The 13,330-nt window shown below is 62.6% G+C and carries 12 protein-coding genes; all 12 read right to left on the bottom strand.

The annotated features are described in order from the left end of the window. Positions 1–747: an imidazole glycerol phosphate synthase subunit HisH gene (gene hisH / locus P272_RS0102070; protein WP_044097644.1), complete on the bottom strand. Its 747-nt coding sequence runs from the start codon at positions 745–747 to the stop codon at positions 1–3. Positions 748–792: 45 nt separating this feature from the next. Continuing rightward, positions 793–1,545, bottom strand: coding sequence for a hypothetical protein (locus P272_RS0102065; protein ID WP_029677910.1), 753 nt, complete (start codon positions 1,543–1,545; stop codon positions 793–795). Further along, positions 1,542–2,144: an imidazoleglycerol-phosphate dehydratase HisB gene (gene hisB, locus P272_RS0102060; RefSeq protein ID WP_029677909.1), complete on the bottom strand. Its 603-nt coding sequence runs from the start codon at positions 2,142–2,144 to the stop codon at positions 1,542–1,544. Before hisB ends, P272_RS0102065 begins: the two co-directional genes overlap by 4 nt. Positions 2,145–2,243: 99 nt before the next feature. Further along, complete coding sequence (locus P272_RS0102055) at positions 2,244–3,392, bottom strand: histidinol-phosphate transaminase (RefSeq protein ID WP_029677908.1); 1,149 nt, start codon at positions 3,390–3,392, stop codon at positions 2,244–2,246. Further along, positions 3,389–4,786, bottom strand: coding sequence for a histidinol dehydrogenase (hisD, locus tag P272_RS0102050; RefSeq protein WP_029677907.1), 1,398 nt, complete (start codon positions 4,784–4,786; stop codon positions 3,389–3,391). Before hisD ends, P272_RS0102055 begins: the two co-directional genes overlap by 4 nt. A gap of 82 nt (positions 4,787–4,868) precedes the next feature. Further along, the gene (dnaE, locus tag P272_RS0102045) at positions 4,869–8,426 is read right to left on the bottom strand and encodes a DNA polymerase III subunit alpha (RefSeq protein WP_029677906.1); all 3,558 of its coding nucleotides are present in this window, start codon (positions 8,424–8,426) and stop codon (positions 4,869–4,871) included. Between the two features lie 43 nt (positions 8,427–8,469). Further along, positions 8,470–9,399, bottom strand: coding sequence for an RluA family pseudouridine synthase (locus P272_RS0102040; protein ID WP_029677905.1), 930 nt, complete (start codon positions 9,397–9,399; stop codon positions 8,470–8,472). After that, entirely contained in the window at positions 9,396–9,926 is a 531-nt protein-coding gene (locus P272_RS0102035; protein WP_029677904.1) for a signal peptidase II, read from the bottom strand. The genes P272_RS0102040 and P272_RS0102035 overlap by 4 nt, the downstream gene beginning before the upstream one ends. 12 nt (positions 9,927–9,938) lie before the next feature. Beyond that, a complete protein-coding gene (locus P272_RS0102030; RefSeq protein WP_029677903.1) occupies positions 9,939–11,243 on the bottom strand; it encodes a DivIVA domain-containing protein in 1,305 nt (434 codons plus the stop codon). 92 nt (positions 11,244–11,335) lie between these two features. After that, on the bottom strand, positions 11,336–11,620 hold the full coding sequence (locus P272_RS0102025) for a YggT family protein (protein ID WP_015021536.1): 285 nt from the start codon (positions 11,618–11,620) through the stop codon (positions 11,336–11,338). A 41-nt stretch (positions 11,621–11,661) separates the two neighbouring features. Further along, positions 11,662–12,129, bottom strand: a complete 468-nt coding sequence (locus P272_RS0102020) for a cell division protein SepF (RefSeq protein ID WP_029677902.1) — start codon at positions 12,127–12,129, stop codon at positions 11,662–11,664. A gap of 18 nt (positions 12,130–12,147) precedes the next feature. Further along, positions 12,148–13,320 (bottom strand): cell division protein FtsZ, encoded by a 1,173-nt coding sequence (ftsZ, locus tag P272_RS0102015; RefSeq protein WP_029677901.1) that lies wholly within the window; start codon positions 13,318–13,320, stop codon positions 12,148–12,150. Between the last annotated feature and the right edge of the window lie 10 nt (positions 13,321–13,330).

The following is a 13,330-nucleotide window of genomic DNA, read 5'->3' as shown; positions in this document are numbered from 1 at the left end:
TCATTCACCTTTCTCGGAAGGGCGTCCGGAAGCCCTGGGAAGGGTCCGCACCCAATTGGTCAGCAGCCGCGCGCCGGCCTGTCCGGACTTTTCAGGATGGAACTGGGTGGCACTCAAGGGGCCGCATTCATAAGCGGCCACGAATCTGCTGCGTCCGTAGGTGGCCCAGGTGACCAGCGGTTCACCGAAAGAGGCGTCCTGTATGGTCTTGTCCGACTCTGGCTGGACTGACCCTGTCTGGCTGTCGCTATGTTTATTCAATGCTGATACTCGCACAGACAGATCGGGCTGCGCCGCCATAGCGGCATAGGAGTGGACGAAGTAGAAGCGCTGATCCTGGACACCTGCCAGTAGTCGTGTTCCCTGAGGCGCCTGGACATGGTCCCAGCCCATATGGGGCACTACATCGGCATCCAGCTTGGTCACCCGACCGGGGATCAGGCCCAGCCCGGGCTCGCTGTGGCCGTCTTCGTCCCCAAACTGGAACATGACCTGAAGACCTATGCAGACCCCAAGAACAGGCAAGCCCTGGGCCAGACGATCCAGGATGATGCGGTCGCCGCCTACGGCCCGCAACCCCGCCATACAGGCCCCGTAGGCCCCCACGCCGGGTATGACCAGGCCGTCGGCCTTCATGGCCAGGTCCGGGTCGGCGCTGATCTGCGCATCGACCCCAAGCTGGGAGAGGGCATGCACCATGGATCTGACATTGCCGAACCCATAGTCAAGCACCTGTATCCTGGTCATGTTCCTCCTAGCCAAGTCTCCTGTCTGAAGTTCCATTCGACTTGATTATTCGACGCGGCCCTTGCGAGTCGATCCTCCGGCCCCGAACCTGGTGTGCGAGGCGATGATGCCCATGGCCTTCTCGCGGTTGTACTCCCCCGAGTCAAAGATGGCGGCCCCATCCTGGCGCAGCCTGTCTACTGTGGTGGTCCCGATCATCAGGTCCTCCACAAAGTCGGCGGTGGCGGCAAAGAGAATGGGCGGTGCAAGCGTCTGACCTGATTGTCCGCTGATCCAGAGGGTCACCTCGAGCTTGTCGGCCCGGTTGACTGCCAGAATGGCGCTGAGCCCGGATACGACCGTGGTCAGATCGCGGATGGCTGCCTCAGGGCCGTCCCCGTCCAGATTTCTCAGGACGGCCACGGCACCCTCACGGGCCTGGATGCACCATGCAGAAATATCGGATATCTGGCAGAAGGCCGCCAGAAGCTCTGCAGATGCCAGACGGGTCACCATGACGGCGGCCTTGGCCCTGTTGCCGATCAGGCCTTCAAGCTCCTGATCGAAGTCAGCCGCAGCGCCATCAGCCTCGTCCGGTTCCACCGACCCTTGGTCAGCGGGCTTGGAATCCATGCCGGTCTCGGCATTCAAGCCTGATCCAGAGCGTTCAGCTGACTGATCAGCTTGATCCTGACCCTCATTGAACTCGGCCTCAAAGCTGGCCAAGGCCCGCTCGACTTCTTCCTCACTCAGATGATGGCCGGAATCCGGCAGGTCCTGATTCTTGCTGTCCTTGTTGTCGTGTTCATCGGCGCTCATAGCGACCCCTTGGTGCTGGGGATGCCCTTCACCCTGGGATCAGGCTCCACAGCGAAACGAAGAGCCCTGGCCAGAGCCTTGAATTCTGCCTCGGCGATGTGGTGCGGGTCCCTGCCCGACAGGAGGGTCAGGTGCAGGCAGATGCCGGCGTGCAGGGCAATGGACTCCATGACGTGCCTGACCAGGGAGCCAGTGAAGTGCCCGCCGATCATGGCGTACTGGAACCCCTCAGGCTCACCGGTGCATACCGCATAGGGCCTGCCGGAAATGTCGACCACGGCTCGGGCCAGGGCCTCGTCCAGGGGGACGGTGGCGTCGGCGAAGCGCTTGATGCCCCGCTTGTCTCCCAGGGCCTGGGCCAGGGCCTCGCCAAAGACGATGGCCACATCCTCAACGGTGTGATGGACGTCGATCTGGGTGTCCCCGCTGGCCTTGATTGTCAGGTCGATCAGGGAATGCCTACCCAGGGCCGTCATCATATGGTCATAGAAAGGAACCGAGGTGTCGATGTCGGTCACCCCGGTGCCATCCAGGTCCAGACTCAGGCTCACCTTGGATTCACTGGTCTGGCGGGTGATGGTGGCTGTTCTGCCTGCCATTGCTGTTCCTCCGCTTTCTGCCGCACACTCCAGTCCGCACTAGGTCTTCTGCGCGGCGTCTAGACCACCAGCATAGCCGTTCCGCTGGTCTGCATCCTCCTAGAACCGCTTGAGGACCTGGACCAGGGTTTGGCGGAATCGCTCCATCTCCGCGTCCGTGCCCATGCAGACCCTCAGGTAGCCCTGGGGACCTACGGCACGGATCAGTACGCCTTCATCCTTCATGGCCTCGAAGACGGCATCGCGGTCGGGGAAGGTGCCGAAGAGGATGAAGTTGGAGGCAGAGGGGACCACGGTCAGGGGCCGGCCATGGAACTCCTGTCCGGCCAGCCACTTGGCGGTTTTCTGACGGGTCTGGCGAAGCTTATCCACCCGAGCCAGCTGGAGGTCGGTGTGCTCCAGGGCAGCCAGGGCCGCAGCCTGGGTCAGGGCGCTCAAGTGGTAGGGCATCCGGACGATGCGGACCGCGTCGACTATTCCCTGGGATGCTGCCAGGTAGCCCACCCTGGCCCCGGCGAAGGCGAAGGCCTTGGACATGGTCCGGCTGACCGCCAGGTGGTCGTACTGCCCGATCAGACTGACCGCCGAGGGGGTGCCCGGGTCTCGGAACTCGATGTAGGCCTCGTCCACGACCACGATGGGTCGGGCGGAGGAATCCGCGCCCGTTACAGGGACCTTGGAGCAGACCTCCAGGAGTCTGATCAGCTGATCCATGGGCAGGGGCGTCCCCGTGGGATTGTTGGGGCTGGTCACCAGGACCATGGAGGGGCCCAGCTCCTTGATGCGCTCGATGGTCGTATCCATATCCAGACTGAAATCGGGCAGCCGGTGGGCCAGCTTCCAGTCGGTGAAGGTATCCCTGGCATATTCGGGATACATGGAGTAGGTCGGATCGCAGCCCAAGGCGGTCCTGCCCGGCCCACCGAAAGCCTGGAAGAGCTGGAGCATGATCTCATTGGACCCGTTGGCAGCCCAGATCTGGTCGGGTTGGAGCGAGACCCCAGACTCCTTCTTCAGATAGGTGGCCAAAGCCCGCCGCAGTTCCTCATGTTCCCTGTCCGGATAGCGGTTGAGACCGGGGGCCACCTGGCGCACGCGCCGGCAGATGGCATCGACCACCTCCTGGTCCAGGGGGTAGGGGTTTTCATTGACGTTCAGGCATACCGGCACGTTCAGCTGGGGGGCGCCGTAGGGTTCCTCCCCTACCAGGTCCGTGCGGAGAGGCAGATCGACGGGTATGGCACTCACCTTAGGCCGGCCTTCTCTTCGTTGGCTTCCAGGTCGGCCTTGTCGTAGGGATCGTCCAGGAACCGGCTCAGGACGCATTCCCCATGGGCGGGCAGATCCTCGGATACCGCGAAATCATTGATCTTGGCAGCGATGGGCTTGAGCCCTTCCTGGTCATATTCGATGACTTCGACAGGCTTCATGAAGGTGTGGACGCCCAGGGCCACGTCGAACCGGGCGGTTCCGCCTGTGGGCAGGACGTGGTTGGATCCTGACATGTAGTCACCCAGGGGCACAGGAGAGTAAGGACCGCGGAAGATGGCGCCGGCATTCCGAATCCGGTCGATGACGGTGTCGGGATCGGCCGTCTGAACCTCCAGGTGCTCGGCGGCATAGGCATTGGCGACGTCGACGGACTGGTCGATTCCGTCGGTCAGAATGATTCCTGACTGGTTACCGCCCAGGGAGGTACGCACCCGGTCGGCATGCTCGGTCCTAGGCACCCTGTGCCCCAGAGCCTCCTGAACACCCTGGGCCAGTTCCAGGCTGTCGGTGATCAGCACCGAGCCGGCCAGCTCGTCATGTTCGGCCTGCCCGATCAGGTCTGCCGCCACCCAGTCGGGGTTGGCCTGCCCGTCGGCAAGAATAGCGATTTCCGTGGGCCCGGCCACGGCATCGATGCCCACCATGCCGGAGACCATCTGCTTGGCCGTCGCCACAAAGATGTTGCCCGGGCCGGTGATCTTGTCGACCGGGTCGCAGAGAATCTCCCCGTCCTGGGGCTCGGATCCCCTGGCCCCGTATGCGAACATGGCTATAGCCTGGGCACCGCCCACGGCATAGACCTCGTCCACTCCCAGAATGGCACAGGTAGCCAGGATGATGGACGCTGGCAGACCGCGAGGGTCGTCGGATGCGGGCGGAGTGGCCACGGCCAGGGAATCGACACCGGCAATCTGGGCGGGGACTGCGTTCATGATGACCGAGGAAGGATACAGGGCCTTGCCTCCCGGCACGTAGAGGCCCACGCGTTCAATCGGGATCCACCGCTCGCTGACCCTGGCACCGGGTGCCAGGTCGGTGGCCATGGGCTTGGGCACCTGGGTGGTGCAGACCTTGCGGATGCGGCTAACGGACTCCTCGATTGCCGCCCTGACCTTGGGATCCAGCTGCTCCAAGGCCTCCTGCATGGCCGATGCCGGGACCCTCAGATCATGAGGACGCACATGATCGAACTTCTCCTCCAGGTCGCGCAGGGCCGCGGCCCCGTGCTCGCGCACCTGGTCCAGTATGGGCTGCACCTGGGCACTGGCCTCCCGGGTACCCATATCGGCCCGGGGCATGGCGGCGAGGAGTTGGGCGCGGGACATGGCCTTCCCACGCAGATCCATGGTTCTCATCATGAGCTTTGACATACTTTGATGGTAGTGAACTTTTGTGTCACCAAAGCCAGCGACTCACCACCGTCCCAAATGGTGAGACGCTTCCGGGCGCGTCCTAGGCCGACGGCAGACAGGAGGGCCCGAAGACGGACTTGATCTCGGCCATCATAGAGGTGTCGTGCCGGGTGCGGAATCCATCGCCAAAGGTCAACAGACGCACGTTGCCACGGTCGTCGGTGACAGCCAGACGGACCTGGCAGTATCCGGGGTGGGACTTGAGTATCCGGGCCAGCCGCTCCATGTGCCCACGATCCAGGGCCTGCCTGGGCAGCGTGATGGTCAGAGGCCGCTCGTCCGCCGACTCCAGGACGGGCACCTCCATATCGTTGACGCGGATGTTGGTGGCCTCGTCCCGCAGCTCGACCACTCCCCTCACCCGAATGACCGAGTCCAGTACCAGGTCGTCCGAGTGGGCGTCATAGACCTTGCCGAAGAACATGCATTGGATGGAGCTCTCCAGGTCCTCGATGGTGACGATGGCCCAGGGATTGCCCTTCTTGGAGACCCGGCGGTCCACCGCAGTGACCAGTCCGGCCAAGGTCACCGCCTTGCCATCCATGCTCTTGGACCGGTTGAGCAGCTGGGCGATGGACATATCGCGCATGCCGGCCAGAACCGAGGTCATACCGCTCAGCGGGTGGTCGGACACATATAGGCCCAACATCTGTCGCTCGAAGTTGAGCTTGGTGGACTTGTCCCACTCGTCGATGTCAGGCACGGTCACCTGGGCGTCGCCCAGTGCATCCTGCTGGGGTTCGTCGTCATCCGCGTCGGCGAAGAGGTCGAACTGGCCCTCGGCCTGCTTGCGCTTGATGGGCATGACCTGGTCGACGGCCTCATCGTGGATCTGGAAGAGAGCCCTTCTGTTGGGGTCGATGCTGTCAAAGGCACCGCCCTTGATCAGGGATTCCACGGTTCGCTTGTTGAGGACCTCCATGGGCACCCGCTTGACGAAGTCCATGAAGTTGACGTACTTGCCCCGGGGCCCCTGGCGCTCCTTGATGATGTCCGCCACCACCTTGTCGCCCACATTGCGGATGGCGCCCAGGCCAAAACGGACCACGTCGCCGACAGCGGAGTACTCGGACACGGACTCGTTGATATCGGGCGCCAGGATGCGGATGCCCATCCTTCTGGCCTCGCCCAGGTAGAGGGCGGTCTTGTCCTTGTTGGTCCGCTCGTTCTGCAGCAGGGCGGCCATGAACTCCACCGGATAGTGGGTCTTCAGATAAGCGGTCCAGTATGCAATCAGGGCGTAGGCCGCGGAGTGTGCCTTGTTGAAGGCGTAGCCGGAGAAGGGCACCAGAACATCCCAGACCGCCTGGGCGGCCTCCTGGGAATAACCGTGCTCTTTCATGCCCTCGAAGAAGGGGACCTGCTCCTTGGCCAGGACGTCGGGCTTCTTCTTGCCCATGGCCCTTCGCAGCACATCGGCTCGACCCAGGGAGTAGCCGGCCAGAATTCGGGCTGCGGACTGGACCTGCTCCTGGTAGACAATCAGGCCGTAGGTCTCGTCCAGCACGCCCGCCAGGGGCTTGGCCACCTCGGGGTGGATGGGCTCTATCTTCTGCAGTCCGTTCTTGCGCTTGGCGTAGTTGATGTGCGAGTTCATATCCATGGGCCCTGGCCGGTAGAGGGCGATAAGGGCGGAAATGTCGTTGAAGTTGTCAGGCTTGAGCATGCGCAGCAGGGAGCGCATGCCGTCGCCATCGAGCTGGAAGACGCCCAGGGTGTCGCCCCGGGACAACAGCTGATAGGTCTCCTTGTCGTCCAAGGGGACCTTCTCGATGCTGATGGGCTCCTTGCCATTGCGCTCGATGTTGTTGACCGTGTCCCTGATGACCGTGAGGTTGGACAGCCCCAGGAAGTCCATCTTGACCAGCCCCAGGGTTTCGCAGGTGTGGTACTCGAAGGTTGTGGTCACCGTGCCGTCGGTGCGTTCCATCAGTGGCGAGGTGTTGGTGATGGGATTGGATGCCATGATGGTGGCGCAGGCGTGCACGCCTGTCTGGCGTATGATGCCCTCGATGCCCTTGGCCTCCTCGGTGATCCGCTTGACGTCCGGATTGGACTCGTACAGGTCGCGGAATTCCTTGGCCTCCGGGTAGCGCTTGGACTGGGGATCGAAGATCTCCTTGAGGCTCATATCCTTGCCGTTGACCGTGGGCGGCAGGGCCTTGGTGACCTGGTCGCCCACAGAGTACTCGTAGTCCATGATCCTGGCGGAGTCCTTCAGGGCCTGCTTGGTCTTGATGGTGCCATAGGTCACGCACTGGGCCACCTTGTCGGAGCCGTACTTGCGGCCCACGTAGTCCAGGACCTTCATGCGTCCCTCGGGGTCGAAGTCCACGTCGATATCGGGCAGGGAGACGCGCTCGGGGTTGAGGAAGCGCTCGAAGATCAGCCCGTGCTTGAGCGGGTCCAGCTCGGTGATGCCCATGGCGTAGGCCACCATGGATCCTGCCGCCGATCCACGGCCCGGGCCCACCATGATTCCGTGGTTCTTGGCCCAGTTGATGTAATCGGCCACCACAAGGAAGTATCCGGTGAACTGCATCTGGCAGATGACCCCGCACTCGTAGTCGGCCTGGTGGGAGACCTCCTCGGGCACCCCGTCCGGGTAGCGGTTCTTCAACCCCTCGTCCACCTTCTTCAGGAAGAGCGAGGTCTCGTCCCAGCCCTCCGGGCAGTCGAAGCGGGGCATGAAGGCCCCGTCCTCGTGGTCGTCGAACATGACGTTGCAGCGTTCCGCAATCTCCAGGGTGTTGTCGCAGGCTTCGGGGAACTCCTTGAAGATCTCGCGCATCTCCTGGGCCGAGCGGATATAGTAGCCGCTGCCATCGAACTTGAAGCGGCCGGGGTCGGTCAGCCGGGATCCCGAGTTGATGCAGAGCAGGGCATCCTGGGCCGAGGCATCCTCCTTGCGCACATAGTGCGAATCGTTGGTGGCCACCAGGGGGGCATCCAGACGACGGGCGATCTCCAGCAGATCCTTGGTCACCCGGTGCTCAATCTCCAGCCCGTGGTCCATCAGCTCCACGTAGTAGTTCTCCTTGCCGAAGATGTCCTGGAATTCCCCGGCGGCCCGTAGGGCCTCGTCGAACTGGCCCAACCTCAGCCTGGTCTGGACGATGCCCGAGGGGCAGCCGGTGGTGGCGATGACCCCCTTGTGGTAGGTGGACAGCAGATCCTTGTCCATTCGGGGCCACTTGCCTACCAGGCCCTCCAGATTGGCAACCGAGGAGGCCTTGATAAGGTTGACCAGGCCCGTGTCATCGCTGGCCCAGAGCGTCATGTGGGTGATGAAGCCGCCGCCGGAGACATCGTCGGAACGCTGCTCGTCGGTTCCCCAGTGGACCCGGCTCTTGTCCTGGCGGGCCGTCTCGGGGGTCACGTAGGCCTCGATGCCGATGATGGGTTTGATGTCGGCATCCACGGCCGTTCGCCAAAGTTCATAGGCCCCGTGCATGTTGCCATGGTCGGTGATGGCCACAGCAGGCTGTCCCAGCCGTCCCACTTCGGCAACCAGATCGGGAATCCTGCTGGCCCCGTCCAGGGTGGAATAGTGGGTGTGGGTGTGAAGGTGAACGAAGTCTGACCGGGTTGAGGACATATCTCCAACTTACCCAGGACCCTGGCCGAATCGCCGGAGTGCGCTAGCTGCGTATACCAGTGGCGCTCTGACGTTCGATCTGCAGGGACCGGCGCAGATCAGCCGGGTAGGAGGAGACCACCTTGGTCCAGATTTTGGTGCGGGGATGGCGGAATTCCAGGCGCATGGCGTGCAGCCACTGCCGCTTCAGGCCCAGCCTGTCCGCCAAATCGGGATTGGCCCCATACATGTGGTCACCCACCAGGGGATGGCCTATTGATGAGAAGTGCACGCGTATCTGATGGGTGCGCCCGGTCTCCAGATTGACACTGACCAGGGTGGCCGAGCCGAAGCGCTCCAGCACATCCCAGTGGGTGATGGCCTCCTTGCCGGCAGGGGTGACCGTGAAGCGGAAGTCCGAGACCCGAGCCCGTCCGATGGGGGCCTCGATGGTGGCCTTGTCCTCGGAAAGATTGCCTTGGACCAGGGCGTGGTAGATCTTGACCACCTCATGCCGGGCGAACTGCCGACGCATCTCCTTGTAGGCCAGGTCGGACTTGCAGACCAGCATGAGGCCGCTGGTGCCCGCGTCCAGGCGGGAGACGATGCCCTGGCGGCCCTGGGCCCCCATGGAGGTGATGTGGGTGCCCCGCTGCAGGAGGCTGCCCAGAACCGTTGGTCCGGTCCAGCCTATTGAGGGATGCGCCGCCACACCCACCGGTTTGTCGACGACGACCACATCCTCGTCCTCGTAGACCACCGGCATGTCCTCGGCCACCGGCTCCACCTGTTTGACTGGCTCGGGCTCGTCCAGCTCTATCAGATCACCGCTCATCAGGGTGGTGGCCTTGTTCACCCGACGGCCCATAATCCGCACATGGCCCTGGGCCACCAGTTCGCTGGCCTTGGCCCTGGACAGGCCCAGCATCTTGGACAGGGCCATGTCCAGGCGCCGACCCACCAAGGCATCCGGTGCGGGAAGAAGCCGGGTCACTTGGCCGCTCCCCCATCTTTTTCGGGCTTGTCCCTGTCGCTGAATCGCACATTGCAGATAATGAGCACCACCACGGCCACGCCTGCCAGGGTCAGATAGACGTCGGCCACATTGCCCACCGACCAGCCGTAGTCCAGAAAGTCGACCACGGCACCGTCAAGAAAACCGGAGGCATAGGCCACCCTGTCGATCAGATTGCCTGCTGCCCCGGAGAAGGCCAGGGAAAGCACCAAAGTCCAGAGCATGGAGGTGGTGCGCAAAGCCAGAACAATGATGAGCAGGCAGGCTGCCAGGGCAATCAGGGATATGATCCAGGTACTCCCCGACCCCAATCCAAGAGAGGCCCCGGGGTTGCGCACCAGACGCAGTCCACGCAATGGTCCAGGCAAGGCCACCCTGACACCGTTGCCCAGCCGAGCCAGAGCCAGGGCCTTGGTCACCTGGTCCAGGGCTATGGCCACTGCCGCCAGAGTGACGAAGACGGCCACGCGCCCGCGCAGCCGTCCCTTGTGTGTGTTCTTCGTCATTACCGGATGGAATCAGTGGGCCTGTTCGGACTTCTTTTCCATGGACTGGTAATTGCTGGTGTCCGAAATCTGGTTGATCAGCTGGTTGAGGAACTCGGTCAGCTTGCTGCGGTAGCCCGCCTCGAACTGCTTGAGCCCCTGGATGTTCTCCTCCAGAACCTTGGACTGATCCACGAGCTTATTCTTGACATCGGCGGCATAGCGGTCAGCGCTGTCGCGAGTGTTCTTGTCGTACTCCTGGGCGCGCGTCTGCACCTGGGTCTCGTACTCGTCGGCCTGGGTGTGCTGGCGCTTGGAATAGGCGTCGGCATCGGAACGGGTCTTGACCGAGTACTCGTCGGCCTGGGAGCGTATACGCTGCGAGTAGCCATCAGCCTCGGAGTGGACTCGCTTGGAGTACTCGTCCACCTCGGCACGGGTTCTCTTGGAGTAGTCCTCCGCCTTCTTGACGATGTCGTCGTGCTGGGCGTGACCTTCGGCAACCAGCTGGGAGGCATTGGCTTTGCCCTTGTCCACATACTGATCGTGCAGCTGCATGGCCAGGGTGAGCATGGCGGTGGCCCTCTCGGGTTCGCTGCTGGCTTCGGCGCCAGCACCAGCAATCCGCTGTAGGCTGCCCGTTTCGGTGGAGGGCTCGGACTTGGAGACCTGCTGACGCAGCTGCTCCTCGCGCTTGCGGGACTCCTCCAGCTGCTTGTTGAGCTGCTCGGTACGCTGCTGCTGCTCCTGAGAGGCCTTCTGTGCCTGGGTGACCTGCTGGCGGGCCGTGGCCATGCTCTGCTGGGAGGCATTGAGCTGGTTGGTCAGAGCCTGGACCTGCTGGCGGGCCTGGTCGCGCTCCTTTTGCATGGCCGTCAGTTGGTTGGTCAGCGCCTGGGTGTTGGTGCCCGCGGCGGCCTGGGCGGTCAGCTGGTCGATCTGCGAGTTGAGCTGCTCGACCTGACGCTTGAGCTGATCGTTCTGGGAGGCCAGGGTCTTGACCTGACTCTGGGACTCGGCCAGGAGACGCTTGGTCTGGGCATCCACGGCAGGCTGCTGGGCGGCATTACCCTGGGCCTGCTTCAAATCCCGGTTTTCTGTCTGCAGGGATTCCACCTGAGCCGTCAAGTCGGAAATCTTCGAATTCAGCGAGGCCACATCGGTGCCGAGGGACTGGGTGGAAGCAGCGTTGCCTTGCATGGCCTGCTTGCCCAGGGCTTCAACCGTATCGGTGACCTGATCCAGGAAGTCGTCGACCTCGTCGACGTCGTAGCCTTCCTTAAACCGCACTGTCTGGAAGGTATGCTCCCTTATGTCATTAGGCGTCAATAGAGCCATATGTTTCTCCACCTCGCTTCAGGCCAACCAGCCCGATTGTGTTCTCTTACTGCATGCTAGCACGGAGTCTGCCGTATCCGCGGTCTTGCTTTCTACCCCAGCAGCACCTGAATGATGATCAGGGCGGCGTAGAGCACCATGAAGGAGACATCGAGCTGAATCCTACCCATGGGCAGAGGCGGGATGTACCGGCGCAGCCAGCGCAGGGGCGGCTCGGTCAAGGCATAGATGACCCGAATGAGCGAAGCCACGAAGCCACGGGGATACCAGCGGGGCGACAGAACCAGGACCCAGTCCAGAATCATCCGCACGAAGAGGATGAGCAGGTAGGTCTCAATGCAGATGTCTACCAGATATCGAAGAAAAGGAACAAGCATGCGTCTTTAGACTCCTGCGGACACGGCTGCCAGGGGATCGGTCACTGGGCGAAAAGCCCCTTGGCCGAAGAGCCTGACTCGGGCTCCTCCACCTTGATATTGACCTGTGCAGGACTGAGTAGGAAGACCCTGGGGGTGACCCGCTCAATGGACCCGCGTACCCCGAAGACCACTCCGGCCGAGAAATCGACGATCCTGTAGGCCACCGACTCGGACACGCCAGTCAGGTTGAGGACCACCGGCACCCCATCCCGCAGGGCCCTGCCAACCATTTGGGCGTCTTCATAGGACTTGGGATGGATGGTGGTGATGCGGTTGATCCGGCTCTGGAAGGGTGTGGACTCGGCCTCCTGGCTGCTGGACGTGGATTGCGGAGCCATGGGAGTCACAGAGTGATCGGTGTCGAAGCCATCGCGGGCCTCGTCATCGTCGGCCAGGTCGTCGTCATCGTCATCCACGACATCCGACATGCCGAAAAAGGACATTGCGTTCTTCATCAATCCTGCCATACCTGCTCCTTCGCCTGATTACCGCAGAAAGTCAGGGATATCCAGATATCCCGGGTCGGAGGTGCCATCGTCGCCGGAGGCTGGGGGCACCACATCGTGTTCGGAGGTCTCATCGGACTCCGCCTGTACGGACGGAGTCGTCAGCGGCTGCTGAGGCTCCTGGGCCGGCGTGGCCGCTGCCGGTGCGGTGGTCGTGTCCACTGCAGGGGCCGGGGTCTCGTCCTTCTTAGGGGTGGGATCGAATCCGGCGGCGATGACCGTGACCCGCACCTCGTCCCCGTAGGCATCGTCCAAGGCCAGGCCCCAGATGATCTGCGCCTCGGGATGGATGGCATCCTGAACCAGCTGAGCGGCCGCAGAGGCCTCCTGCATGCTCAGGTCGGTGGGACCAGCCACGTTGATCAGGGCCCCATGGGCGCCCTCGATGCTCTCCTCCAGGAGCGGAGAGGAGATGGCAATCTCGGCGGCCTGGGTGGCTCGATCCTCGCCCCTGGCTGCGCCGATGCCGAAGAGGGCGGTGCCGGCATCCTTCAAGATGGCGGTGACATCGGAGAAGTCCACGTGAATGTAGGAGTTCATGGTAATCAGATCGGTGATGCCCTGAACACCTGCCAGCAGGGCGGTGTCGGCGGTCTTGAAGGCATCCATGACCGAGACCGTGCGATCCGAGAGATCCAGAAGCCGGTCATTGGGGATAACGATAAGGGCATCGACCTCCTTGCGCAGGTTCTCGATGCCCGATTCGGCGGAAGCGGAGCGCCTGGGCCCCTCAAAGGTGAAGGGACGGGTGACCACGGCGATGGTGAGCGCGCCTTGCTGACGGGCTGCACGCGCTACCAGAGGGCTGGCACCGGTGCCAGTGCCGCCACCCTCGCCTGCAGTGACGAAGACCATATCGGCGCCCTTGAGGACCTCTTCGATGTCGGACTGATGGTCCTGGGCGGCCTTGGCGCCCTTCTCGGGATCGGCTCCAGCTCCCAGGCCGCGGCTGTTGGCATCAGATAGGGAGATCTTCACATCGGCTTCTGAGCGCAGGAGATCCTTGGCATCGGTATTGATGGCCACAAATTCGACATTCTGCAGACCTTCGGCGATCATACGATTGACAGCATTGCCACCGGCTCCACCAACACCAACGACCTTGATGTTGGTCTTGTCATTGAAATTGTCATTCTGGGCAATCTCGCTCACAGTATGCTCC

The sequence above is a fragment of the Bifidobacterium sp. 7101 genome, from assembly GCF_000499285.1.
Taxonomy (GTDB): Bacteria; Actinomycetota; Actinomycetes; order Actinomycetales; family Bifidobacteriaceae; genus Bombiscardovia; species Bombiscardovia apis_A.
This window is presented reverse-complemented; position numbering and strand designations above follow the sequence as displayed.